Raw genomic sequence first — 24472 nt, forward strand, 5'->3', positions numbered from 1 at the left:
GGGCATGATTCTGTCATCGGAAAGCCACGGAAGTCGGGGCAGCTGTACGCCGACTGTTTACTTCGCGGAGAAGCTTTCGAGCGCCTCGCGGATGAAGCACAGGGGGCACACCGGGTCGAACGGAGGCGTCGGCGCGCCGCCGATCACGGGCTGGGCCACGGCAGGCCCTTCGATCGAGTCGGCCGAGGCGATGGTGGGACAACCTGCCATCGCCAGCGTGATCGCTGCGGTGGCAACAACTGTGGACAAAGCGCGGATCATTTCTTCTCCTCGGATGCCGGGTTCTATGGTCGTTGTCGACTGGATCGTGCGGGGATATGGGCCAGTCGGGTGGATGTTCGCGTTCTTCATCTTCTTCGGGGCGCCGGTGTGGTTGGGGTGTCTCGGCGCGGGCTGGTGGATCGCGAAGGGGCTCGTCGTCGACGCGCGATTCCTGTCTGCCTCCCGCGTTCGACAGGGATTGGTGGTGGTCGCGCTCTGGGCGCACCTGCTGAGTCTGACGTTGTTCTGCTGGTTCCTGGCCGATGGCGGCGACAGTGCCGCATGGCAATCCCCGGTGTCGAAGATTCTCGGGGTCGACAGCGAGGGCAGTGCGGCGCCCGAGTGGCTCGAGCAGATGAGCGAGATCGGTCTGGTATCGATGCCTGCCGCCGCGCTGTCCATGCTCGCGGCATGGGCCGCGTACATGGGCAGACCGCTACTGCGCGCTCGGCCACGACCGCCGTCGCCGAACCCGCCGAGCGTAAACTGGACGGCAGATTTGTCCGGACAATCAGTGATCGGGGCGAACATGTCGAACAAGAACGAGCACGAGGAAAAGATCGAGAAGGAGCAGGTGGAGCGCGAAGAAGAGCGCCGTCGCCTGCAAGAAGAAGAGGAACGCCGCCTGCAGTAGGCCGCCTGCCCCTCTTTCATCATGCAACCGATTATGCGGTCAGCGGCGAGATCCGCTCAGGCTGAACACAATCGGTGTGCCTTCGCGATTCCGTTGCTACCTTGCGTTTTCTCGATGAGGAACAGCAAGGAGTCACCGTGTCGCAGACAGGGCCCGAGCCGCGGCCGGGCAGCGCATTCAGCTGGAACGAAGACTGGTTGGCGACCGTCGTCGGGCTCGTCCTGATCGGCCTGGTGCTGGTCGGAGCGATCCCGGATTGGCTGGTGCCGTGATGGGGGAGACCAGGACCACGTCGGAAACCGCGGCGTTGCAGGCGAATTCGCGGCCCGCGGTGCGCGACATCGTGGCCGGGATCCTGCTGGTGCTAGCGCTGGGCGCGTTGACCCGGTTCTTCGACACTCATGTTCCGCAGTGGGCCGCGGAGACACCCTTCAAGCGGGTCGCGAAGACGGTCGAGTATCCGGTGTACGCGATCGCGATCGGGTTGATCGGCAATGTGGTGCTGAGCAAGATCGGCCTGCGGGACCGGCTGTCGGCGGGGTTCCGGACCGAGTTCTTCATCAAGACCGGGGTGGTGCTGCTCGGCGCCTCGATCAATCTGAAGATCCTGGTCACGGCGGCCGCTCCGTCGATCGTGCAGGCGCTGGCGTTGATCACCATCGTCTTCGGGTTCACCTGGTGGCTGGGCGGGGTGCTCGGTCTCGACGACAAGTTGCGGGCGCTGCTGTCGTCGGCGGTATCGATCTGCGGGGTGAGCGCGGCCATCGCGGCCGCGGGTGCGGTGCAGGCGCGACGCGAGCAGATCGCCTACGCGGCGTCGCTGGTGATCATCTTCGCGTTGCCCTCGATCTTCCTGTTGCCCTGGCTCGCTGACGTTTTCGGGCTCTCCGATGCGGTGGCAGGCGCGTGGATCGGTGGCAATATCGACACCACCGCCGCGGTGGCTGCCGCGGGTGCGCTGGCGGGTGAGCAGTCGTTGCAGATCGCGACGATCGTCAAGACCACGCAGAACGCGCTCATCGGTCTCGTAGCGATCGCTCTCACCGCCTGGTTCGCGTTCCGCGTGGATCGCACCGAGGGCGCCGCCCGTCCGAGCATCGGCGAATTCTGGGCCAGGTTCCCGAAATTCGTGCTCGGATTCATCGCCGCCTCGATCATCGGCACGCTGTATCTGCAGTCGGTCGACAAGTTGACGGGCGCCGCGCACATCGCCGTCATCAACGACCTGCGGACCTGGTTCCTGATCCTGGCCTTCGTCTCCATCGGCCTGGAGTTCTCGCTGCGCGGGTTGCGCGAAGCCGGCTGGCGGCCGATCGTGGTCTTCGGATCGGCGGCGGTCGTGAATCTCGCTGTGGGCCTGGGTCTTTCGGTGCTGCTGTTCCGCGACTTCGCGGTCTGAGTACCTGCCGCGGGCAGCCTCAGGAATCAGCCCGGCTGCTCGCGGTCGCCTCGGCCTTGATCTGTTCGAACTGCGCGCCCATCCGCGCGGCCAGGGCGGTCGCGGCCGAGAGCGGACGGACCATCACCATCAATTCGTCGATCTTGCCGTTCTCATCGAGGTGGACGAAATCGCACCCGGTGAGTTGCTTGCCGTCCACGGTGGCCTCGAACACCAGGGCGTGATCGCGCCCCTCGCCGATCTCGCGCACATAGCGGAAGTCTTCGAAGACGCGGATCACCGCGCGCAAGATGGCCGCGGTGATGGCCTTGCCGGGGTAGGGCTGGAAGGCGACGGGGCTGGTGAAGACCACATTCTCGGCCAGCAATGCCTCGATGGCCGCTTCGTCGCGCGCCTCGACCGCGGTGCGGAAAGGATGCATCGGTCAGCTCCTCTCATATTCAACGAGTTGCATAGGGTGTTCGCAGCCTAGCCCGGACAACCGCGCCGATGTGCCGATGCGGGCAGTTCAGTCGTCACACGTCTTCGGGGAGACGTTCGGTCACCAGGTCGGCAGGGACCGGGGCCTGGACCGGCCACCCCGGGTACGGCGGCGGTGTGCCGCCGTATTCGGGGCACAGGGGTTTGAAGTCGCAGAACTTGCACATCGAATTGCGTGTGGGCGGGAAGTCCCCGGTTCGGCCCGCGTCGATGATGGCTTGCCAGAGCGCGGTGAGGATGCGCTGAAAGCGGTCCAGTTCCTCGCGCTCGGGTGTGTAGGTGAGAATGTTCTTGTCGGCCAGATAGATCAGGCGCAGCTGGGCCGGGACGATGTCGCGGGTGCGCAGGATCATCAGCGCGTAGAACTTGAGCTGGAACAGCGCTCGCGCCTCGTGCAGGGGGCCGGGGGAGCGACCGGTCTTGTAGTCGACAACGCGCAGCAGGCCGTTGGGCGCCACGTCGATTCGGTCGACGAAACCGCGCAGCGGAATATCGCCGTCGAGGTCGACCTCGACCCGTTCCTCCAGCGCGTGTGGCTCGAATCGGCGCGGGTCCTCGAGCTCGTAGTAGCTCGCGACCAGCTTGCGCACCTCGTCGAACAGCGCCTCCGGGCCACCCTCGGCGACCAGTTCGTCCACCCCGTCGCGCTCCGCGCGCACACGCTCCCACGCCCCCGGTACCAACTCGGCGGCCCGTGCCGGCTGACGCTCGGCCGCGGGCAATCCGAACAGATCCTCCAGCACCGCGTGCACCACGGTCCCGCGCACCGCCGCTCGCGACGGCGGTTCGGGCACCCGATCGATCGCCCGCAACCGGTACTTCAGCGGACACTGCTTGAAATCGCTTGCCCGCGAAGGAGACAACGCCGGACGCGACCGATGTACCGGCGCGTCGGCGGTGTCGTCGGTCAGGGGTACGGACAAGGGCACTGACATGTTTCGCAGGTTAACCGCACACACCGACACGATCGCGCGGCCGCCGCGAAATAGCTGACCCGTCGATCGCGTGGATCGCCGCGCCTGGCAGGCTGACAGGTCCATTCGAAGAACGGGAGATCAATGACGGCCAGACGAACCGGTCCATTCGCTATCGGGGACCGCGTGCAGCTGACCGACGGTAAGGGACGCCTCTTCACCGTGGTGCTCGAGGAGGGTAAGGAATTCCATACCCATCGCGGCGGCATCAAGCACGACGACCTCATCGGCAACGACGAGGGCACCGTGGTGAAGTCGGTCAACGGCACCCCGTATCTGGCCCTTCGCCCGCTGCTCACCGACTATGTGCTGTCGATGCCGCGTGGCGCCGCGGTGATCTACCCCAAGGACGCCGCCCAGATCGTGCACGAGGGCGATGTGTTCCCGGGCGCGCGGGTACTGGAAGCCGGCGCCGGTTCGGGTGCGCTGACCTGTTCGCTGCTGCGCGCGGTCGGGCCCGAGGGCGAGGTGATCTCCTACGAGATCCGCGACGACCACGCCGAGCACGCCGTTCGCAATGTGGAGACCTTCTTCGGCGAGCGGCCGGCGAACTGGTCGATCACGATCGCCGACGTGGCGCAGTACGAGGGCCCGCAGGTCGATCGCGTCGTGCTCGACATGCTGGCGCCGTGGGACGCGTTGCCCGCGGTGTCGAAGGCGCTGGTTCCCGGTGGGGTGCTGGTGGTGTACGTCGCCACCGTCACCCAGCTGTCCAAGGTGGTCGAGGCGCTGCGTGAGCAGGAATGCTGGACCGAACCGCGCTCGTGGGAGTCGATGGTGCGTGGCTGGCACGTCGTCGGTCTGGCCGTGCGCCCGGAGCATCGCATGCAGGGCCATACCGCGTTCCTGGTGAGCGCGCGGCGGCTGGCCGAGGGCACCGTCACGCCCAAGCCGCAGCGCCGTCCGTCCAAGGGCTGATCACGCACGGGTGAGCAGGCGGGCGGCGAGCAACGCCGCCGCCGCGCCTGCGAACCAGATTGCACCGTCCACGGTGAGGCCCCATCGGGTGGCTTGCAGGATCGCGATCCCGGCGGCGATCCCGGCAAGCACGGTGGCGGCCGAGCGGACGCCGCGCACCGCCGCGACCGGCCCGTCCCACCAGCGCAGCGGTGTGTTCTCGAGGCCACGCAGGCCGAGGAACAGCAGGACGGTGAGCGCGGTGGTCGCGGTGAGCTGTACCGCCGTGAGCAGCCAGAACCCGGACTCGGTGGGTGCGGTGCGGTCGGCGCCCGCCAGATGACTGAGCACCAGCACGGTGAGCAGGGCGGGCATGTGCCACAGATACAGCGTCATGGCGCCGGTGTTGCCGATGACGGTCAACCACCAGACCCGCGGGCGGGCGGCGAGACGACGCAGCCAGGGCGCCACGGCGACGGCGGCGCAGCACAGCATCACCGCGTGCCCGGCCAGCAGCAGCGAGGGCGGCGCCAGGTTCGACAGCCGTTGGCCCGGCACGGTGACCATGCTCACCTCGTAGGGGCCGATCAGGACCAAGAGCACGTCGACGGCGAGAACCACACCGGCCAGCACCGCCGCGGTCCACCGGTGCAGCAGACCACGCAGGTACCCGATCCCGAGCACCGCGGGCACCAGCCAGACGAACATGTTCAGGTAGCCGAGCTCCATCGGCCCGCGGCTGAACCGCACCGCGTCGACGATCGCCGTGCCGGCCACGATCACCGCGACCGCGGCGAACATCCGGCGACCGCTGGTGATCCGCGCCGCGAGCAGCGGCACGAACGTCAGCACCGCCAGGTACGTGCCGAGAAACCACAGCAGCTGCACGCTCGTCACCGCGAGCGGACGATGCCACCCCGGCGCGAGCACCAGATCGGCCACCACCAGCAGCGCCACCGAGGCGGCCACGAAGTAGCCGAGCGGTCGGACCAGCCGCTGGGTGCGCCGGAAAAGCCAAGCGCCCCACGATGTCCCGGGCCCGATGCTGCGCGCACCCGCGGCCACGCCCGCGAAGAAGAACAGCGGAAGCACCTGCAGAACCCAGGTGAGCGGGCGCAGCATCGCCAGATCGGCGAGCACATTGCCGAAACGCACCTCGGTGCCCGACACCGTCACGGTCAGCATCAGGCAGTGACCGGCGACGACCACCACCAGCGACGAGATCCGCAGCAGATCCAGAAACCGGTCACGATCGGCCGGGGTGTTCGCGGCGACCACCGCGACACTGGGAACAACGCTCATGCCGGAGACCATCGCAGAATTCGCGCCATGGGCACAGCGCGGAACTACCCCGGTCGCTGAGTGGAACTACGCGGTGTGGACCGCTGGTCGCGCCGGTGGTCGGCGACCATCGATCCAGCCCGGGTGATCTTGTGGCCTACGTGCGGTGCACAGCGACCGCACGGCCGGGGTGGTACCGGCGGACCATCCGGGCCGTGCCGATCGGTCAGGCGGGCGTGCAGGGGGCCTGGGCGAAGCCGAGCAGCAGGCAGCCGCTGGCGTCGGAGAGCTTCCACGTGCCGCCCTCCTGCTGCCAGGTGACCGGGAACGCGGGCGCCGTGCCGTGCGGCGAGGTGATCGTCACATCGGCGGTGGCGGTGTCACCACTGGTCGCGACGTTGTCGACGGCGAAGGTCAGGGTGTAGCCGGCGAGCATGCCGTTCATCTGATCGATGTTGGACTTGTGCGCGTCGCCGTTGACGATCAGTTTCGCCTTGTCGTCGGTGGATACCCCGGGATCGGCGAACTTGATCAGCGTCGCCTTCAGGGAATCAGCGGTGGGGGCAGCGGCGTTGTCACCCGAAGGTGCCGGAGTTGCCGAAACGCTGGACGGAGCGGCCGCGATACTGGTACTGCTCGTGGTGGCATTCGTCGAGGAATCGTCGGAATCGCCGCAACCGGTCAGTCCGACGGTGACGGCGAGCGCCGCAGCGGCGGCGGCGACGGTGACACGGATCGTGCGGGGAGGAAGGAGCATGGACAGCAACCTTTCGACTCGTTGGGCGAGTGCCCCGTACGGGGTGTTAGGGGAGCCTAACAGGTGCAAATGTGTGGTTGATGTCGTACCGACCGTACAAGATGTGATCACGACGAAACCATGTCGGAAAGCGAGAACGGACCGCGCCCGGTAGCGTTGATAGACCGGGACTGGGAGGAGCAGCATCATGAGCCCCAACGAGAATTCGGATTCGGCGGCCTGGCGAGAGCTCGAGGCGGTACGCGCCGAGTCGGCTGCTCTTCGCAGGCAACTCGCCGATTCGCCGGATCGCGCACGCGAATTGGAAGCCAGGATCGATTCGCTGACCATCCGCAACGGCAAGTTGATGGACACGCTCAAAGAAGCGCGCCAACAGCTGATCGCGTTGCGCGAGGAAGTCGATCGCCTCGGCCAACCGCCGAGCGGGTACGGCATCGTCATCCACGCCTACGAGGATCAGACGGTCGACGTCTTCACCTCCGGTCGCAAGATGCGCCTCACCTGCTCGCCCAACATCGACGCCGACGCACTGGAATACGGCCAGACCGTGCGCCTCAACGAGGCACTCACCGTCGTCGAGGCCGGAAATTTCGACGCCATCGGCGAAATCGGCACGCTGCGTGAGATTCTCGACGACGGCAGGCGCGCCCTCGTGGTCGGTCACGCCGACGAAGAGCGGGTGGTATGGCTGTCGGGTCCGCTGTCCAAGATCGCCGAATACGACGACATGGCAGACCCCGATTCGCCGATTCGCAAACTGCGCCCGGGTGATTCGCTGCTGGTCGACACCAAGGCGGGCTTCGCGTTCGAGCGCGTTCCCAAGGCCGAGGTCGAAGACCTTGTGCTGGAAGAGGTTCCCGACGTCGACTACACCGACATCGGTGGCCTCGGCCGTCAGATCGAGCAGATCCGCGACGCGGTGGAACTGCCGTTCCTGCACAAGGATCTGTTCCGTGAGTACGCGCTCCGCCCGCCCAAGGGCGTGCTGCTCTACGGTCCGCCCGGCTGCGGTAAGACGCTGATCGCCAAGGCGGTGGCCAACTCCCTCGCCAAGAAGATCGCCGAATCGCGTGGTCAGGATGCCAAGGAAGCCAAGTCGTTCTTCCTCAACATCAAGGGCCCCGAGCTGCTCAACAAGTTCGTCGGCGAGACCGAGCGCCACATTCGGATCATCTTCCAGCGCGCACGCGAGAAGGCTTCCGAGGGCACCCCGGTGATCGTGTTCTTCGACGAGATGGACTCGATCTTCCGCACCCGTGGTTCCGGCGTCTCCTCCGATGTGGAGACCACCGTTGTGCCGCAGCTGCTTTCGGAGATCGACGGTGTGGAGGGCCTCGAGAACGTCATCGTGATCGGTGCCTCCAACCGTGAGGACATGATCGACCCCGCGATCCTGCGGCCGGGCCGTCTCGATGTGAAGATCAAGATCGAGCGCCCCGACGCGGAGTCGGCGCAGGACATCTTCTCGAAGTACCTCACCGAGACGCTGCCGCTGCACGAGAGCGATCTGCGCGAGTTCGACGGCGACAAGCAGGCGTGCGTCGAGGCGATGATCGAGAAGGTCGTCGAGCGGATGTACGCCGAGAGCGACGACAACCGGTTCCTGGAGGTCACCTACGCCAACGGTGACAAGGAAGTCCTGTACTTCAAGGACTTCAACTCCGGCGCGATGATCCAGAACATCGTGGACCGGGCGAAGAAGTACGCGATCAAGTCGGTGCTCGACACGGGTAACCCGGGTCTGCGGATCCAGCACCTGTTCGACTCGATCGTCGACGAGTTCGCCGAGAACGAAGATCTGCCCAACACCACCAATCCCGATGACTGGGCACGGATCTCGGGCAAGAAGGGCGAGCGGATCGTCTACATCCGCACGCTCGTCACGGGCAAGAACGCCTCGGCCAGCCGGGCGATCGACACCGAGTCCAACACCGGTCAGTACCTGTAGTCACGATCTGCGAAGGCCGCGTCCCGGTGGGGCGCGGCCTTCGCGTTTCTGTTCACTTTTTTTCACCGAAACGCTGCGCGGTGGCAAGTGAATAGGGCACGCTTCACTTGTTCGTTTCACCTGATGAGGACTTACGAGGAGCGTTGTCATGGCCGGTTCCGCCGCTGAATTGCTGACCGAGATCATCCTGCAGACCATCCAGAACCTGTTCAGTTCGATCAGCGCCGGCTGATCGAACCAGCCCTGCTGCGACGAGGGCCGCGTCTCCCGAAACGGGAGGCGCGGCCCTCGTCGTCGATCAGCCCGTGGTTGATCAGCCCTGTGTGGTGGTCACGGCGTTGAAGACCACATCGGCCACCGGGGTGCCGTCGGCGCCGCCACCCGCAACGCCGGCGTTGGCGATGTTGGTCAGGGCGTCGAGGCCCTCGGTGATGGTGCCGAAGGGGGTGTAGTTCGGGGGCAGCTGGGTGTCGCGGTAGACCAGGAAGAACTGGCTGCCGTTGGTGCCGGGGCCCGCGTTGGCCATCGCCACGGTGCCCGCCGGGTAGACCGCGCCCGCGAGGTTCTCGTCGGTGAACTTGTAGCCGGGGCCGCCCATGCCGGTGGCGGTGGGGTCGCCGCACTGGAGCACGAAGATGCCCTGGGTGGTGAGCCGGTGGCAGCGGGTGTGGTCGAAGTAGCCCTCGCCCGCCAGGAAAGCGAACGAGTTCACCGTGCGCGGGGCCGCGGCGGCGTCGAGCGCGATCGTGACTGTCCCGCAGGTGGTTTCGAGGGTGGCGGTGTGGCTCGCCGCGGTGTCGATGGTGATCGCGGGCTCGGTGGGCCACTGCTTGCCGTTGGGCTGGCCCGCGACGGCGGGTGTGCAGCCGGGGATCACTGCCTGACGCATCGGTGCGGTCTGCGCGGCGGGGGCGAGTGCCACCAGGGCGGCCGCGGCGATGCCGACGCCGACGAGCGCGCGAATGAAGGGTCGGTCCTGCGAAATGCTGGTCACCTTGGCGGGATCTCCTCGAGAGCGGGTGCTGCCGGACGATGTACCGCGCATCCTGCCAGCCGCACCCGTCCGCGTGGGGAGAGACCACCGGATCCGGTCCGCTCGTCGTGTGATCGACACAGAATTCCGTGCATTCGGGGCTAGCGAGCCCGCAAACGCCACAGCGTGGTCGTCTCGGCGGTGCGCGCCGCGGCGAGCGGGTCGTCGCGATCGGTCGCGCGGGGGTGACGTGGACGTGTGGTGAGCTTGCCGAGCACGTAGAGACCCGAGTCGTCGAGCAGGCGCGGAATGTGGTCGGCCGGGCGCAGGCCGAGTAGTTCGGCGAGGTCGGACAGCACCAGCCAGCCCTCTCCGTGGGGGGTGAGGTGTGCGCGCAGGTCGCGGGCGAACTCGGTGAGCATCGACTGGTCCTGGTCGTAGACACCACGTTCCAGGTCCGAGGTCGGCACGCCGGGCAGCCAGGGCGGATTGCACACCACGAGATCGGCGCGGCCGGGTGGGTACAGGGCGGGTCCGGTCACGGCGATCATCCGGCCGAAGCCGAGCCGTTCGGCGTTGTCCTTGGCGCACCGCAACGCCCGCGGGTTGATGTCGGTGGCGACGATCTCGGGGACGCCGCGGGTGGCGAGCAGCGCGGCCAGCACGCCCGTGCCGGTGCCGAGATCGAACGCGGTGCGGATCTCGGGATCCAGCGGCGCGTCGGCGACGAGATCGACGTATTCACTTCGGGTGGGGGAGAACACGCCGTAGCCGGGGTACACGCGCGCTCCGAGCGCGGGTACTTCGACACCCTGCTGCTGCCAGCGATAGGCACTCACCACACCGAGCAGTTCGGTGAAGGTGACCACGCGTTCGGCGTTCGCCGGACCGTACGCCGCCTCGCACGCCGCCGCCACATCGGGAGCCCGGCGCAGCTCGAGCTCGTAGCCCTTGCCCAGCCGGATCAGGAGACTGCCGAGAATGCCCGCCCGCGTACGTCTTCGGATTCGCTCGTGCTCGTAGAGCGCGCCGAGATCACCGGTGGCGGGCTTCTTCGCCGGCTTGCGATCGGCGCGTCGGCCCAGCGCCTGTAACAGTTGGCGACCATTGTTGTAATCGCCCTGCCACAGCAGCGCCTCACCGGCCCTGATGCGGCGAAACGCGTGATCGGCCGAGAGCCGGTCATCGGCGGTGGAGACGGTGCGCGGTGCGGGCGCGCCGTTCTCCGAATGCCAGACGGCGGAGTGTTGACTGTGGTCTTCGGTCCAGGCGATGGTGGACACGGGCTGCTCCCGGTGATCGACGGTACTGGTGACTCGAATACGCCGACGCCGGACGCGACGGCCGATTCTCGGTCGGTCGCTACGGCGTCGGAATGCGCGCGACCGCGTCGCCGAGTGCCATGTCGAGCGTCACCACTGCTGCCTTTCCGGGGGAGGGGTCCCTCATTCTGCCGTATCGGCCCAGGCTGACGTCATCTAGGGCGCGGTTACAGGCCGATCGTGCTAAATTCTGACCATGCGGCCAGAAAACAAGCCGGATGGACAACAGCGCTCGTTCATCGAGGAAGCGCGACGGCGCCAGATCATCGCGGCCACCGTCGAAGTGATCTCCGAGGTCGGGTACGGCAACGCGTCGCTGGCCCGGATCGCCGAGCACGCCGGTATCTCCAAGGGCGTGATCTCCTACCATTTCGACGGCAAAGACGAGCTGATGTCACAGGTCGTGACGCAGCTGTTCGTCTCCGGTGCCGAGTTCATGTCGCCGATCCTCACCGCCGCGATCGCCGACGGCTACCGCGCCGTCCTGCACGCCTACCTGTCGTCGAATCTGCAATTCATCGACGACAACAAGAGCTACGTCGCCGCCGTCGGCGACATCGTGCTCAACCTGCGCGGCCCGGACGGTTCGCTGCGATTCGACACCCCCGACGGTGACCGGGAGATCATCGCGCCGCTGGTCTCGGCGCTGGCCGAGGGGCAGCGCGCCGGCGAGTTCGGCGATTTCGACCCGACCGTGCTGGCGCGTCTGATCCGGGACTCGATCGACGGAATCGCGAACCGGGCGGTGCGGGAAACCGATTTCGATGTGCGCCACTACCGCACGCATCTCATCGAGATGTACGACGCGGTGACGAGGAAGGACGACGACCGATGACAACGACGACGGAATCAACCCAACCCGATGCGACACGGGAGGTTCCGCCGTTCGCGGTGCTCGGCGTCGGCGCGATCGCGCTGGTGGCCGCGGTCGGACTGTTCGCCGTGCTCGGGCAGTACGGCTTCTTCGGCGACGAGTTGTACTTCCTCGCGGCGGGCGGGCACCACCTGGCGGTCAGCTACGCCGACCAGGGCCCGCTACTGCCGCTGATCGCTCGCCTGATGGATTCGGTCGCACCCGGTTCGCTGGTGGCGCTGCGACTTCCGGCCCTGCTGATCACGGTGGCCGGCATCGTGCTCGCCGCGGCGATCGCGCGGGAATTCGGCGGCGGACGCGGCGCGCAGCTGATCAGCGCGCTCGCCTACGCGACGTCACCGTTCCTGTTCGTGCAGGGCAGCCAGCTCTCCACCAATGCGATCGACGGACCGCTGTGGGTGCTCATCACCTGGCTGCTCGTGCGCTGGGTCCGGACTCGCGCCGATGTGCTGCTGATCATGGCCGGGGTCGTCACCGCGATCGACATGCAGGTCAAATGGCTCATCCCGTTCTTCTGGATCTGCGTCGGAATCAGCGTGCTCGTCTACGGACCCCGTGAGCTGTTGCGCAGGCCCGCGCTGTGGATCGGCGCCGCGATCACCGCGGTCGCGATGGTGCCCAGCCTGCTGTGGCAGTCGGCGAACGGATGGCCGCAGCTCGCGATGGGCGGTGTGGTCAGTGCCGAGCAGGAGATGATCGGCGGGCGGTTGATCTTCGTGCCGGTCGCGCTGCTCGCGGCGGGACTGCTCGGCGCGATCCTGCTGGTCTACGGCACGATCCGGTTGTTCCGCGCGGAATCGCTTCGCCCCTACCGGTTCTTCGGGCTGGTGGTCGTGCTGCTCGTGGTCGCGTTCGTGGCGACCGGCGGACGGCCCTACTACGCCGTCGGCATCTATCCGGTCGCGATGGCGGCCGGGGCGATCGGGTTGGTCGAGGCGAAGGCCACCTGGCAGCGGATCGCCGCGGTTCCGGTGATCGCGCTGTCGGTCGCGCTCGCCGCGTGGTCGCTGCCCTGGCAGCCGGAGTCCTCGATCCCGCCGAGCACCGGTGGCGCGGACCTGCTGCTGCACGGCAAGTTCGGCTGGTCCGACCTGGCCGCGTCGACCGACCTCGCGTACCGCACCCTGTCACCTGCTGAGCGCGCCAACGCGGTGATCGTCGCCGAATCCTATTGGCAGGCAGGGGCTCTCGACACCTATCGGCAGCAGTACGGCTGGCCCGCGGTGTACAGCCCGAGTCGTGGGTACGGCTATCTCGGCATTCCACCGGATTCGGCGACCACGGTGGTCTATGTCGGGGCGCAATACGAGGAGTTGCGCGCGCACTTCGCAGCGGTGACGCCGATCGGCCGGGCCGACGCCCGGCTGGGCTACGAGGGCGCCACCCGTGATGTGACGATCTGGCGCTGCGAACAGCCGGCGCGGCCGTGGTCGCAGATGTGGACCGACCTGCGTGCGATGTAGCGCGACCGCGCACAGCCGTACGTCAGGATCTGCGGATGCGCCGGTAGGTCGGGGTGGCGGTGGCCGCGGCGGCGAGTTCGGCGGCGAGCCAGGCGATATCGGTGTCGCCGAGGGCGCCCAGCGTCAGACGCAGATGGTCGCTGGGCGGCCGCTCGCCCGCTTCGAACGGGCCGCCCGGCGCGGCCTTGATACCCGCGGCGGCGAGGCTGATCATCGCGGCGTTCTCGTCGGAGACCGGGAGCCAGAGATTGATGCCGTCGCCCGCGGCCACGACGACATCGTGGCGGGCCAGCGCGCGGCGCAGAACGGTGGCGCGCCTACGGTATTCGAGGCGCGCGCCCGCGACGGTGGCTCGGGCCCCGGCGTCGTGGAGCATTGTCAGCAGCACGCGCTGCAGTAGTCGGCTGGACCACCCCGGCCCGAGCATCCGGCGTTCGACCACCGGATCCAGCAGTGCCGCGGGCCCACCCGCGACGGCCAGCCGCAGATCGGCGCCGTGGGACTTGGAGTAGGAGCGGATGTAGACACCGCGATCGGGGAAGCGCGCGGCCAGGGAGCGCAGCGGGGTGGTCGCGATGCCCGCGGAGTGGTCGTCCTCGATGATCAGCGCCGGGTGCGAGCCCAGTATCGCGGCCAGTTCGCGGACTCTGGCCGCGCCGAGGGAGGCGCCGGTCGGGTTGTTGGCGCGCGGCTGCAGGATCACCACGCGCGGTGCGGGTCCGTCGAACGCGCGCGCGAATTCCTCGGGCCGGAAACCGGATTCGTCGAGGCGGACGGCGACCGGGCGCGCGCCGAGGCGGGCCAGCAGGTCGAGGAACGGCGGGAAACACGGATCCTCGACGATCACCGGGTCGCCGAAGCGCACGTGGGCGGCGAGGAGCCGGTCCACCGCGTCCAGAGCGCCGTCGAGGACGGTCAGCCGTTCGCACGGCCACGGCCAGTCGGCGCGCAGCGCCTCGGCGAGCGCGGGCAGCACCGCCTCGCCGAGATAGTGGGCCGAGAGATCGCCCGGCGCGGTATCGCGCGAGAGCGCGTGCAGTGCGGCGGCCAGGTCGGGCAGCAGCGCCGGATCGGGGGTGCCGTGCGACAGGTCGACGCGAAAGGCGTTGTCGGAGTGCGAGTGCAGGCGCTGATACCGGCCGATCGGAGCCTCGGGTCTCTCCCCGACGAAGGTGCCCGCCCGTCCGCGCGCGGTGATCGCGCCGGTCGCGGCCAGCGCGCGCCAGGCCTGGCTGACGGTGGCGGGGGAGACCCGGAGTTCGCGGGCCACCTCGCGCACGGTGGGCAGCCGGGTGCCGGGAGCGAGTGCGCCCGAGCGGATGCGGCGACCGATCGCGGCGGCGATCCCGGCGGCGGTTCGTTCGTCGAGGTCCCCGGCGAAGTCCGCGGGCAGTGCGGTCGGCGAGGCTTCGGTCATTGACTCATTCTGCGGGGTCGTGCGCGGCCGATCCGGGGTGCACCGCCAGGGTTTACGGCACCGAAACTGTTTCCGCACTCTTGTAACACAACAGAATCAGTTGTAGGTGCAGTATAACAAAGCATGGGAATCGTCAGAGCGGCGCTCGTCCAGACCACCTGGACCGGTGACAAAGAATCAATGACCGAGGCGCACGAGGACTACGCACGGGAGGCGGCGGCGCAGGGTGCGCAGGTGATCTGCTTCCAGGAGTTGTTCTATGGCCCGTATTTCTGCCAGCTACAGGACACCAAGTTCTACGAGTACGCCGAATCGGTACCGGGCCCGACGACCGAACGGTTCGCCGCTCTGGCCGCCGAGCTGAACATGGTGATGGTGTTGCCGGTGTACGAGCGCGAGATGGACGGGCTGCTCTACAACACGGCGGCGGTGATCGACGCCGACGGCTCCTACCTCGGCAAATACCGCAAACACCACATCCCGCAGGTGACCGGCTTCTGGGAGAAGTTCTACTTCCGGCCGGGCAATCTCGGCTGGCCGGTATTCGATACCGCGGTCGGCAAAGTCGGCGTCTATATCTGTTACGACCGCCATTTCCCGGAGGGCTGGCGGGCGCTGGGCCTCGCGGGCGCGGAAATCGTGTTCAATCCGTCGGCGACGTCGAGGGGGCTTTCCAGCTATTTGTGGAAACTCGAGCAGCCGGCCTCGGCGGTGGCCAACGAGTATTACGTCGGTGCGATCAACCGGGTCGGTATCGAGAGCGAATACGGCGACGACGACTTCTACGGTACGAGCTATTTCGTCGACCCCGAGGGGAAGTTCGTCGGTGAGGTCGCCTCCGACACTTCGCCGGAATTGGTTGTTCGTGATCTCGATATGGATCTGATCAAGATCGTGCGCGAGAGATGGGCGTTCTATCGCGACCGTCGCCCGGAGGCCTACGGACCGTTGGTGAACCCCTGATGCGCACCTTCATCCACGGCGGGACGGTGGTGAGCGCCACCGGGTCCCAGCTGCTCGACGTGCTGATCGACGACGAGACGATCGTCGCTGTCCTGCAACCGGGTTCGACCGCGCTCGGCGCCGATCTGGCCGCCGACGCCGAGACGGTGATCGACGCGACCGGCAAGTACGTGATCCCCGGCGGTGTCGACGGGCACACGCACATGCAGCTGCCGTTCGGCGGCACCGAGGCCAGCGACACCTTCGAAACCGGGACCAGGGCCGCGGCCTGGGGCGGCACCACCACCATCGTCGACTTCGCGGTGCAGAAACCGGGCCAGCGGGTGCAGGACACCCTCGCCGAATGGCACGGCAAGGCCTCCGGACTGTGCGCGATCGACTACGGGTTCCATCAGATCATCGGCGACGTCAACGACGAATCCCTCAAAGGGATGAGCGAACTCGTCAGCGAAGGCGTCACCAGCTTCAAACTGTTCATGGCCTACCCGGGCGTCTTCTACTCCGACGACGGCCAGATCCTGCGCGCCATGCAGTCCGCGGGAGACCTGGGCGCGCTGATGATGATGCACGCGGAGAACGGCATCGCCATCGACGTCCTCGTCGAACAGTCTCTCGCCCGCGGTGACACTTCGCCCTACTTCCACGGCACCAGCCGTCCGTGGCAGATGGAAGAGGAGGCCACCCATCGCGCGATCATGCTGGCGCAGTTGACCGGTGCCCCGCTGTACGTGGTGCACGTCTCGGCGAAACAGGCGATGCAGCAGATCGTGACAGCGCGGGACAACGGGCAGAACGTGTTCGCCGAGACCTGTCCGCAGTACCTGTACCTCTCGCTCGAAGAACAGCTGGGCGCACCGGGTTTCGAGGGCGCCAAGTGGGTCTGCTCGACACCGCTGCGCTCGCGCGCCGAGGGCCATCAGGACGAGCTGTGGCGCTTCATCCGCACCGGTGACGTCACCGCGGTGAGCACCGACCACTGCCCGTTCTGCATGAAGGACCAGAAAGAGCTCGGCGTGGGCGATTTCAGCAAGATCCCGAACGGGATCGGCGGAGTCGAGCACCGGATGGATCTGCTGTTCCAGGGCGTCAAGGACGGGCGGATCTCGCTCGAACGGTGGGTGGAGGTCTGCTGCACCACGCCGGCCCGGATGTTCGGCATGTACCCGCGTAAGGGCGTGATCAGCCCGGGCGCCGACGCCGACATCGTGATCTATGACCCCGACGGGCACACCAGCATCGGTCTCGGCAAGACCCATCACATGAACATGGATCACTCCGCGTGGGAGGGCTTCGAGATCGACGGTCATGTCGACACGGTCCTGTCGCGCGGCCGGGTGATCGTCGACGACGGCGCTTACCACGGGCGCGCCGGGCACGGCCGGTTCATCCGGCGCGGCCTGTCACAGAACCTTCTGTAGAAACCAACTGTCGAAACGGAGAGTGCCGATGGACATCGGAGTCGTCCTGCAGTGCACGCCACCCTCGTCGCGGGTGATCGAACTGGCCAGAGTGGCCGAAACCCACGGGTTCTCGCACGTGTGGACCTTCGACTCGCACCTGCTCTGGCAGGAGCCCTATGTGATCTACAGCCAGATCCTGGCCGCGACCCGGAAGGTGACCGTGGGGCCCATGGTCACCAACCCGGCCACCCGGGACCAGACGGTGACCGCGTCCGTGTTCGCCACGCTCAACGAGATGTTCGGCAACCGCACGATCTGCGGCATCGGGCGGGGTGACTCGGCGGTCCGCACAGTCGGGGACAAGCCGACGACGTTGGCCACCCTGCGCGAATCGGTCGAGGTGATCAGGGAACTGGGCAACGGTCGCAGCGCCCGGGTCGGTGACATCGAGGTGCGGTTCCCGTGGGCCGCCGATTCGCGGCTCGAGGTGTGGGTGGCCGGATACGGGCCCAAGGCCCTCGAGCTCACCGGACAGGTCGCCGACGGGTTCATCCTGCAACTCGCCGACCCCGACATCACCGCATGGACCATCGGCAAGGTGCGTGCGTCGGCGGAGGCGGCGGGCCGAGATCCGCTGTCGGTGAAGATCTGTGTCGCCGCGCCCGCCTACGTCACCGATGGATCGCAGGCCGGGTTGGAACACGCCCGGGACCAGTGTCGCTGGTTCGGCGGCATGGTCGGCAACCACGTCGCCGACATCGTCGCGAAATACGGTACGGGCGGCGATGTTCCGGCGGCGCTGACCGACTACATCGCCGGTAGGCAGGGCTACGACTACAACCAGCACGGGCGCGCGGGCAACACGCACGCCGATTTCGTGCCCGACGAGATCGTGGACCGGTTCTGCCTGATCGGGACCCCCGACGAGCAGCTGGCCCGGTTGTGGGAGCTCGAGCAGCTCGGCGTCGCCCAGTTCGCGGTGTATCTGCAGCACGATGCCAAAACGGCCACGCTCGAGGCCTATGGCGAGCAGGTGTTGCCGCGGCTGAATCGGCAGGTCACCGCGATCCGAGCGGCCGGTCTGTCATGATCGCCGGGCAGCGGCGGGTGGGAGAGCGCCGGTGACCACGGTGACCATCGATCCGGCGACAGCTGTTGTCCCGCAGAAGATCCGAGCCTCCACACCCGGTCGGACCCGGGTGCTGCGCGCGGTCTACGCGGTGAGCGCGTTCGTGCTCGTGGCGGTGATCTGGGAACTGGTGAAGGAGCTGGTGCCCGCCGACGGTGTGAGCATCGCGGGCACCCGAGTACTTCCGCGCACCGGCGACGGCGCGCTCCCGCACGTCTGGGCGGTGTTCACCGTGCTCGGCGACGCGGACGGCAAGGGCACCGTCGGCGAGACACTGCTGCGCACGGCGATGTTCACGTTGGGTCTGTCGCTGCTCGCGTTACTGCTCGGCGCCGTGGTCGGCGTGGCGCTGGCGGTAGCGATGCAGCGGTTCGGCTGGCTGGAACGCGGACTGCTGCCGTATGTGGTGCTGTCGCAGACGGTTCCGCTGATCGCGCTCGCCCCGCTGGTGGCGGCATGGGGCGGCAAACTGTCCATCGGCGGTGAGCCGTGGCGGCCGTGGATGAGCATCGTGGTGATCGCGGCCTATCTCGCCTTCTTCCCGATCGCCATCGGAATGCTGCGCGGGCTACAGGCGCCGTCGGCGGCCTCGGTCGAATTGATGCGTAGCTGCTCGGCCGGGTGGTGGGCGACGTTGACACGCTTGCGGTTTCCCGCCGCCGTTCCCTCGTTGATTCCGGCGCTACGGCTGGCCGCCGCCGCCGCGGTGATCGGCGCGGTCGTCGCCGAGATCTCCACCGGTACCGCCGGCGGGATCGGGCGACAGATCATCGTGTTCTCCCAGCAGGCCACCGGCGATTCGGCCCGGCTGTACGCCGCCGTGCTGGCCGCCGCGCTGCTCGGCGTCGTCCTCACCGCGCTGGTCGGTCTGGTGGAGCTGGCGCTGCGCCGCTACAGCCACCCGCCGGGCACCGGCACAGCGAGCGAGGGCCGATGAGCGCCGCCGAAACACTCTCCACGACAACGTTCCAGGAAGAAGTACCCATGACCACCTCAGCCGCCGAACCCGGCAGCCCGGTGCCGCCGGTCTCGGCTGCGGTCGAGCTGAGCCGCCTCGGCAAGACCTTCGCCGCCGGTGCGGTGACGGCACTGTCGGATGTCTCGCTCACCGTCGCGGCGGGCGAATTCGTCTCGCTCATCGGACCTTCCGGCTGCGGCAAGTCCACCCTGCTGCGGATCGTCGCCGACCTCGAGACACCCAGCAGCGGCACTGTCACCGTGCACGGCAAGCCCGCGCGACAGGCACGGATCGACCAGGACTACGGCATCGCGTTCCAGCAGGCCGGTCTGCTCGACTGGCGCACGGTCGCAGCCAATGTCGAACTGCCCCTGGAATTGCACAAGGTGTCGAAGGCGCAGCGCAAGGCACGCAGTGCCGAACTGCTCGCCATGGCCGGGCTCAGCGAGTTCGCCGACCGGTATCCGGCCGAACTGTCCGGCGGCATGCAACAGCGCGTCGCGATCGCCCGCGCGCTGGCGCGCAAACCGTCGCTGCTGCTGATGGACGAACCGTTCGGTGCGCTCGACGAGATGACCAGGGAACACATGCAGGGCGAGTTGCTGCGCATCGCGGGGGAGACCGGCGCCGCCGTCGTGTTCGTCACCCACTCGATTCCGGAGGCGGTGTACCTGTCGGACCGGGTGGTGGTGCTGTCCGCACGGCCGGGCCGGATCAGTGACGTCGTGGCGACCGGCGGCTGGGATCGCGAGGCGGGCACCGATGTTCGTGCCTCCGGCGAGTTCTTCGCCGCCGTCGCCGCGGTGCGCGCGGCACTGCGCGGCGAGCACGACGAGACGGCCGCGGCCGGACAGGATCTGCGATGAAGACCTGGCTGCCACCGCTGGTGGTGGGTGTCGTCGTCCTGGCGTTGTGGCAGGTGCTCACCGTGGTGGCCGGCGTGCCGTCGTTCCTGCTGCCGGCACCGAGCGCGATAGCCGCTCAGTTCGCCGAGAACGCGGGCCGCATCCTGGATGCCTCCCTCGCCACTGGCGCGAACGCGCTGATCGGCTTCGTCGCGGGCACGATCCTGGGCCTGACCGCCGCCGTACTCGCGGTGCGGTTCCAGCTGATCGACGGGCTGCTCACACCGTTGGCCGCGGCGGCCGCCGCGGTACCGATCGTGGCGCTGGCACCACTGCTGAACTCGATGTACTCCACGACCACCGAGACGCCGCGACGGCTCGTCGTCACCATCGTCGTGTTCTTCCCGGTCTTCGTCAGCACCGCACGCGGACTGCGGCAGGTGCCGAAGGTGCAGGCCGACCTGATGACCTCCTACGCCGCGTCGGGGTGGCAGATCACCCGCACCGTGCGCTTGCCCGCCGCACTGCCGCACCTGTTCACCGGACTGCGGATCGCCGCACCCGGCGCGGTCATCGCGGCCATCATCGCCGAATACTTCGGCGGCCTGCAGAACGGACTCGGCAGCCGGATCACCTCCGCCGCCGCCAACACCGCCTATCCGCGGGCCTGGGCCTACGTCGTCGGTGCGATGTGCGTGGGCCTGGTGTTCCTGGCCGCTGTGCTGCTGCTCGAACAACTCACCCGCCGACCCCGAACCCCACTGCTGTCCACGATCCGATGAGGGAGATCTCCATGACCAAGACCGCACTCCGGTTGCGTACCGCGGTGGCGCTGGCCGCCGTGGCCGCCGCCGCGTTGACCGGCTGTAGTACCACCGACAGCGGCTCCGAGACCACCGCCGACGGCCTCACCAAGGTGACCCTGCAGCTGCAATGGTTCAAACAGGGGCAGTTCGCGGGCTACCTGGCCGCGGTGGACCAGGGGTTCTACAAGGAACAGGGCCTGTCGGTGGAGATCCTCGACGGAGGCACCGACATCGTGCCGCAGACGGTGCTCGCCCAGGGCCAGGCCGACTACGCGGTCGCCTGGGTGCCCAAGGCCCTCGCATCGCGGGAGGCGGGTGCCGGGATCACCGAGATCGCCCAGATCTTCCAGAAATCGGGCACCAAACAGGTCTCGTTCAAGTCCGAGAACATCGCCGGGCCCGCCGCGCTGCGCGGCAAGACCGTCGGAAACTGGGGCTACGGCAACGAATTCGAGCTCTTCGCCGGGATGACCAAGGCAGGCATAGATCCGGCCAAGGACGTGAAACTGGTCCAGCAGCAGTTCGACATGAACGCCTTCCTCGCCAAGGACATCGCCGCCGCCCAGGCCATGTCCTACAACGAGTACGCCCAGCTGCTCGAAACCGAGAACCCGGCCACCGGAAAGCTCTACACCGCAGACGATTTCAACACCATCGACTGGAACGACGAAGGTGTGGCCATGCTGCAGGACGCGCTGTGGGCCAACACCGAGAAGCTGAAGGACAGCGAGTACCAGGATCAGACAGTGAAGTTCCTGACCGCCTCGCTCCAGGGCTGGGCGTTCTGCCGCGACAACCTCGACAAGTGCCGCGACATCACCGTCGCCGCGGGCGCCACGCTCGGCGCCGGGCACCAGCAGTGGCAGATCAACGAGGTGAACAAGCTGATCTGGCCCTCACCCGCGGGCATCGGCACCATCGACAAGTCCGCATGGGACCGCACAGTGACGATCGCCAAGAACACCAAGAACGCCGAAGGCGCGACGGTTCTCACCAAAGACCCCGATGCCGACGCCTACACCAGCGAGTACGTCACCAAGGCGCTCGACCGGTTGAAGGCCGCGGGCGTGGACGTGACGGGCGCGAACTACCAGCCCACGCAGGTCACCCCGACCGAAGGCGGTAAGTAGTCACCCACGCGCGACGGTCCATCGCACGGCCGATGGACCGTCGCCGTGCGTTCAGCGCGGAGTCAGGCCGATGACCACACCGCCCTGCTGCCAGGTCTGGTAGATGTCGGCCTTGGACGGTTCGCCGTCGGGGAGGTAGCCGATGCCGTTGAACTTCGCGTTCTGCTTGTTGTCGCGCGCGATCACCGCGAACAGCTCCAGGACGTGTTGTTCGTCGGTGTACACGGTGGCGGTGAAGGTTTCGGGTGCGCCGCCACGTGACAGGCGCACCTGCGCGCCGCCCTGGAGATTCTTCACCCACGGCCGCAGCGCCGTGCCGATCAGCAAGTCGCCGCCGTGCACGGTGTAGGCCACCGGGACGTCGTAGACGGCACCGGATTTGCGGCCGACGACATGCAGGGTGGCCAGTCGTTTGCCGACGATGCCGGACAGCACCGGCACCTTCAGCAGGCCGCGGATGACGGTATTGAGCGGGGACTGAAAGGAGCGGATCGGCTCGGGGCCGGTGGTCGTCGGTGTGCCGTAAGGGTTTTCGGGAGACGCGGAATCGCTCATGGTCCCAGTATCGCCACGTGCGAGCGTGCCCGCAGTGCGGGTGACCTACGCTGCGAAGATGACATCCGGGCAGACCGAGATCTGGCACAACCCACGCTGCACGAAGAGCCGCAACGCCACCGCGCACCTCGACGCGGCCGGCGTGGAGTACACCGTGCGCCGCTACCTCGATGATCCGCCGACCGTCGAGGAGCTGCGGGCGGTGCTCACGCGGCTGGGTGCGCAGCCGTGGGAGATCACCCGCACCGGCGAGCAGATCGCCAAGGATCTCGGAATGGCGCAATGGGGGCGCACCGAGGCGGATCGGGACCGGTGGCTGAATGCTCTGGCGCAGCATCCGAAGCTGATCCAGCGGCCCATCGTGCTCACCGCCGACGGCGGTGCGGTGGTGGCGCGCGACGAGCAATCGCTGCGCGCGCTCGACTGAGTCAGGGTCGCGAGCCGTCGTCGCCGATGAGCAGGCCGTCCAGGACTGCCCGCGTGTCGGGAACGAACGGCCATGCCGGATCACGCAGGTGCGCACGCAGTTCGGCATCGGTCCACCACCAGCCGTCCGCGATCTCGGACGGCTGGTGGACGAACGGACCGTCGGAGCGGTACTCGTAACCGAACAGGTGGCAACGCAAGGCGCGCCCCGCCCACTCACCGTCCCAGGACGCGGTGGCGCGCAACGGAAGTACCGTGCCGACGGGGACGACGATGCCGAGCTCCTCGCGGAGTTCGCGGATCGCGGTGTCGGACGGTGTCTCACCCGCGTCGACCACCCCGCCCGCGAGGCAGTCGTGCATGCCCGCGAAGACGAGTTTGGTGTCGGTGCGCCGGTGGACGTACACGCGGGTTCCGTCGGACGATCGCACGAGAACGCCCGCGCTCGCGTGCCACAGGCCCTCGCGGTACACGGTGCCCCGATCGGCCTCGCCGATCACCAGCCCCTCGGCGTCGTAGACGGCGAGCAGTTCGTCTTCCGGATTCGCTGACACTGCCCGAGGGTATCCGCCGGGAGCGCTGACCGGCGCGCGGTCATCGGCCGCGAGTGCGGGGCATCACGGTCCCCGCATCTCGGCCCGTGATTCACCGTTTCCGGCGCTGGGGCTTCACCCCCGGTCGCGGAGCGGCGGCTCTGGCTGCCGTGGTGACCAGCGCCTTCTTCGCCGATTCCTCGGCGGCGAGGGTGCGCTGGATCAGATACTGCTGGCCGCAGGTCCACAGGGCGTTGGTGGCGAAATAGGTGAGCACGACGACAGGCAGGATGGCGCCGCTGACGAGCGCACCCGCCGGGAACACCCACAGCGACAAGGTGCGCATGATCGCGGCTGTGCTGTTGTCGCCGACCGCCGGGGTGAGCCGGGCCGTGAAGTGCGTGGCGAGGGCGGCGATCAGTACCAGCGGGATGGCGAGCGCGGCGACCGCGACGACAACTTCACCCGCGCCGGACAGGGTCGCCGACAGCGGTGCGCCGAACAATCTGGCGTCGAGGAACGCGCGGACCTCGGGTGCGCCGAACAGGTAGTTGGCGGTCGCGTTGTTCACCTCGACCGACAGCGGGCTGTCCGTCGAGGTGAACGGGCCGACCGCGTAGGCGCCGGTCCGGTCGAACGAGCGCAAGACGTGGAACAGACCGAGGAAGACCAGCCCCTGCGCGATCAGCGGTACGAACCCGGCGAACATGCTGACGTTGTGCTCGCGCTGGAGCAGCCGGATCTTCTCGGCCTGGGCGCGCGGATCGTCGCGGTGGGTGCGGCGAATGGCGTCCATCTGGGGTTGCAGCGAACGCAGGACTCGCTGGGAGCGGGCCTGCCGCAGCGCGGTGCGCACGAGCAACGCGCGGACGGTGACGACCAGCGCGACGACGGCGAGAAGCCAGGCGAGACCACTGGCCGCGCCGAGCGGGATCGCGAAGAGCTGGTGCCAGCACCACAGGACCGCGGACACGGGAAAATAGACGAAATCGAGCATGACGGGACGACCTGTCCGTGAAGCGTGCGCGAACGCACGAAAGGGGGAGT

25 protein-coding genes are annotated in these 24472 nt (G+C 67.7%); 15 read left to right on the forward strand and 10 right to left on the reverse strand.

The window, feature by feature from the left end; all coding sequences use genetic code 11:
- Window positions 1-4 precede the first annotated feature (4 nt).
- From ACFVJ5_RS02720 to ACFVJ5_RS02730, 3 genes are all read left to right on the forward strand, one after another.
- Entirely contained in the window at window positions 5-895 is an 891-nt protein-coding gene (locus tag ACFVJ5_RS02720; protein WP_379218174.1) for a hypothetical protein, read from the forward strand.
- Window positions 896-1032: 137 nt separating this feature from the next.
- On the forward strand, window positions 1033-1167 hold the full coding sequence (locus ACFVJ5_RS02725) for a hypothetical protein (protein WP_379218175.1): 135 nt from the start codon (window positions 1033-1035) through the stop codon (window positions 1165-1167).
- Window positions 1167-2294, forward strand: coding sequence for a YeiH family protein (locus ACFVJ5_RS02730; RefSeq protein WP_379218176.1), 1128 nt, complete (start codon window positions 1167-1169; stop codon window positions 2292-2294). The genes ACFVJ5_RS02725 and ACFVJ5_RS02730 overlap by 1 nt, the downstream gene beginning before the upstream one ends.
- 19 nt (window positions 2295-2313) lie before the next feature.
- On the opposite strand, the gene ACFVJ5_RS02735 is transcribed toward ACFVJ5_RS02730, so the two are convergent.
- Both ACFVJ5_RS02735 and ACFVJ5_RS02740 read right to left on the reverse strand, forming a co-directional pair.
- Window positions 2314-2715, reverse strand: a complete 402-nt coding sequence (locus tag ACFVJ5_RS02735) for a nuclear transport factor 2 family protein (RefSeq protein ID WP_379218177.1) — start codon at window positions 2713-2715, stop codon at window positions 2314-2316.
- Between the two features lie 94 nt (window positions 2716-2809).
- Window positions 2810-3709, reverse strand: coding sequence for a RecB family exonuclease (locus ACFVJ5_RS02740; RefSeq protein WP_379218178.1), 900 nt, complete (start codon window positions 3707-3709; stop codon window positions 2810-2812).
- A 123-nt stretch (window positions 3710-3832) separates the two neighbouring features.
- Here ACFVJ5_RS02740 and ACFVJ5_RS02745 point away from each other — a divergent pair, with 123 nt between their 5' ends.
- On the forward strand, window positions 3833-4666 hold the full coding sequence (locus ACFVJ5_RS02745; RefSeq protein ID WP_358121145.1) for a tRNA (adenine-N1)-methyltransferase: 834 nt from the start codon (window positions 3833-3835) through the stop codon (window positions 4664-4666).
- Here the strand turns inward: ACFVJ5_RS02745 and ACFVJ5_RS02750 are convergent, their stop codons facing one another.
- A complete protein-coding gene (locus ACFVJ5_RS02750) occupies window positions 4667-5947 on the reverse strand; it encodes an acyltransferase family protein (protein WP_379218179.1) in 1281 nt (426 codons plus the stop codon).
- A gap of 205 nt (window positions 5948-6152) precedes the next feature.
- Entirely contained in the window at window positions 6153-6683 is a 531-nt protein-coding gene (locus tag ACFVJ5_RS02755; protein WP_378627413.1) for a hypothetical protein, read from the reverse strand.
- A 187-nt stretch (window positions 6684-6870) separates the two neighbouring features.
- On the opposite strand from ACFVJ5_RS02755, the gene arc reads away from it, so the two are divergent.
- The gene (gene arc, locus ACFVJ5_RS02760; protein WP_056809924.1) at window positions 6871-8631 is read left to right on the forward strand and encodes a proteasome ATPase; all 1761 of its coding nucleotides are present in this window, start codon (window positions 6871-6873) and stop codon (window positions 8629-8631) included.
- A 313-nt stretch (window positions 8632-8944) separates the two neighbouring features.
- On the opposite strand, the gene ACFVJ5_RS02765 is transcribed toward arc, so the two are convergent.
- Together ACFVJ5_RS02765 and ACFVJ5_RS02770 are read right to left on the reverse strand one after the other, a co-directional pair.
- Window positions 8945-9625: a peptidylprolyl isomerase gene (locus tag ACFVJ5_RS02765; RefSeq protein WP_379218180.1), complete on the reverse strand. Its 681-nt coding sequence runs from the start codon at window positions 9623-9625 to the stop codon at window positions 8945-8947.
- A gap of 140 nt (window positions 9626-9765) precedes the next feature.
- Complete coding sequence (locus ACFVJ5_RS02770; RefSeq protein ID WP_379218181.1) at window positions 9766-10887, reverse strand: methyltransferase; 1122 nt, start codon at window positions 10885-10887, stop codon at window positions 9766-9768.
- A 235-nt stretch (window positions 10888-11122) separates the two neighbouring features.
- Here ACFVJ5_RS02770 and ACFVJ5_RS02775 point away from each other — a divergent pair, with 235 nt between their 5' ends.
- Both ACFVJ5_RS02775 and ACFVJ5_RS02780 read left to right on the forward strand, forming a co-directional pair.
- Entirely contained in the window at window positions 11123-11761 is a 639-nt protein-coding gene (locus ACFVJ5_RS02775; protein ID WP_378627420.1) for a TetR/AcrR family transcriptional regulator, read from the forward strand.
- Complete coding sequence (locus ACFVJ5_RS02780; RefSeq protein ID WP_379218182.1) at window positions 11758-13263, forward strand: ArnT family glycosyltransferase; 1506 nt, start codon at window positions 11758-11760, stop codon at window positions 13261-13263. Before ACFVJ5_RS02775 ends, ACFVJ5_RS02780 begins: the two co-directional genes overlap by 4 nt.
- 22 nt (window positions 13264-13285) lie before the next feature.
- On the opposite strand, the gene ACFVJ5_RS02785 is transcribed toward ACFVJ5_RS02780, so the two are convergent.
- Window positions 13286-14680: an aminotransferase class I/II-fold pyridoxal phosphate-dependent enzyme gene (locus tag ACFVJ5_RS02785; RefSeq protein ID WP_379218183.1), complete on the reverse strand. Its 1395-nt coding sequence runs from the start codon at window positions 14678-14680 to the stop codon at window positions 13286-13288.
- Between the two features lie 123 nt (window positions 14681-14803).
- Here ACFVJ5_RS02785 and ACFVJ5_RS02790 point away from each other — a divergent pair, with 123 nt between their 5' ends.
- The 7 genes from ACFVJ5_RS02790 to ACFVJ5_RS02820 are packed head-to-tail and all read left to right on the forward strand — an operon-like array spanning window position 14804 to window position 21911.
- Complete coding sequence (locus tag ACFVJ5_RS02790; RefSeq protein WP_379218184.1) at window positions 14804-15643, forward strand: nitrilase-related carbon-nitrogen hydrolase; 840 nt, start codon at window positions 14804-14806, stop codon at window positions 15641-15643.
- Window positions 15643-17061, forward strand: a complete 1419-nt coding sequence (gene hydA, locus ACFVJ5_RS02795) for a dihydropyrimidinase (protein ID WP_379218185.1) — start codon at window positions 15643-15645, stop codon at window positions 17059-17061. Before ACFVJ5_RS02790 ends, hydA begins: the two co-directional genes overlap by 1 nt.
- A gap of 28 nt (window positions 17062-17089) precedes the next feature.
- Entirely contained in the window at window positions 17090-18133 is a 1044-nt protein-coding gene (locus tag ACFVJ5_RS02800; protein WP_379218186.1) for a TIGR03842 family LLM class F420-dependent oxidoreductase, read from the forward strand.
- Between the two features lie 31 nt (window positions 18134-18164).
- On the forward strand, window positions 18165-19109 hold the full coding sequence (locus ACFVJ5_RS02805) for an ABC transporter permease (RefSeq protein WP_379218187.1): 945 nt from the start codon (window positions 18165-18167) through the stop codon (window positions 19107-19109).
- Window positions 19110-19156: 47 nt separating this feature from the next.
- On the forward strand, window positions 19157-19996 hold the full coding sequence (locus tag ACFVJ5_RS02810; RefSeq protein WP_379218188.1) for an ABC transporter ATP-binding protein: 840 nt from the start codon (window positions 19157-19159) through the stop codon (window positions 19994-19996).
- Window positions 19993-20757 (forward strand): ABC transporter permease, encoded by a 765-nt coding sequence (locus tag ACFVJ5_RS02815; protein WP_379218189.1) that lies wholly within the window; start codon window positions 19993-19995, stop codon window positions 20755-20757. The genes ACFVJ5_RS02810 and ACFVJ5_RS02815 overlap by 4 nt, the downstream gene beginning before the upstream one ends.
- 11 nt (window positions 20758-20768) lie before the next feature.
- Window positions 20769-21911 (forward strand): ABC transporter substrate-binding protein, encoded by a 1143-nt coding sequence (locus ACFVJ5_RS02820; protein ID WP_379218190.1) that lies wholly within the window; start codon window positions 20769-20771, stop codon window positions 21909-21911.
- A gap of 51 nt (window positions 21912-21962) precedes the next feature.
- Here the strand turns inward: ACFVJ5_RS02820 and ACFVJ5_RS02825 are convergent, their stop codons facing one another.
- Window positions 21963-22466: a nitroreductase/quinone reductase family protein gene (locus ACFVJ5_RS02825; RefSeq protein WP_379218191.1), complete on the reverse strand. Its 504-nt coding sequence runs from the start codon at window positions 22464-22466 to the stop codon at window positions 21963-21965.
- A 58-nt stretch (window positions 22467-22524) separates the two neighbouring features.
- Here ACFVJ5_RS02825 and ACFVJ5_RS02830 point away from each other — a divergent pair, with 58 nt between their 5' ends.
- Window positions 22525-22893: an arsenate reductase family protein gene (locus ACFVJ5_RS02830; protein WP_379218192.1), complete on the forward strand. Its 369-nt coding sequence runs from the start codon at window positions 22525-22527 to the stop codon at window positions 22891-22893.
- A gap of 1 nt (window position 22894) precedes the next feature.
- Here the strand turns inward: ACFVJ5_RS02830 and ACFVJ5_RS02835 are convergent, their stop codons facing one another.
- Window positions 22895-23446, reverse strand: a complete 552-nt coding sequence (locus ACFVJ5_RS02835) for an NUDIX domain-containing protein (protein ID WP_379218193.1) — start codon at window positions 23444-23446, stop codon at window positions 22895-22897.
- Window positions 23447-23537: 91 nt separating this feature from the next.
- Entirely contained in the window at window positions 23538-24422 is an 885-nt protein-coding gene (gene yidC / locus ACFVJ5_RS02840) for a membrane protein insertase YidC (protein WP_379218194.1), read from the reverse strand.
- Between the last annotated feature and the right edge of the window lie 50 nt (window positions 24423-24472).

Origin of the sequence: Nocardia sp. NPDC127606 (genome assembly GCF_042671725.1) — a bacterium.
Taxonomy (GTDB): Bacteria; Actinomycetota; Actinomycetes; order Mycobacteriales; family Mycobacteriaceae; genus Nocardia.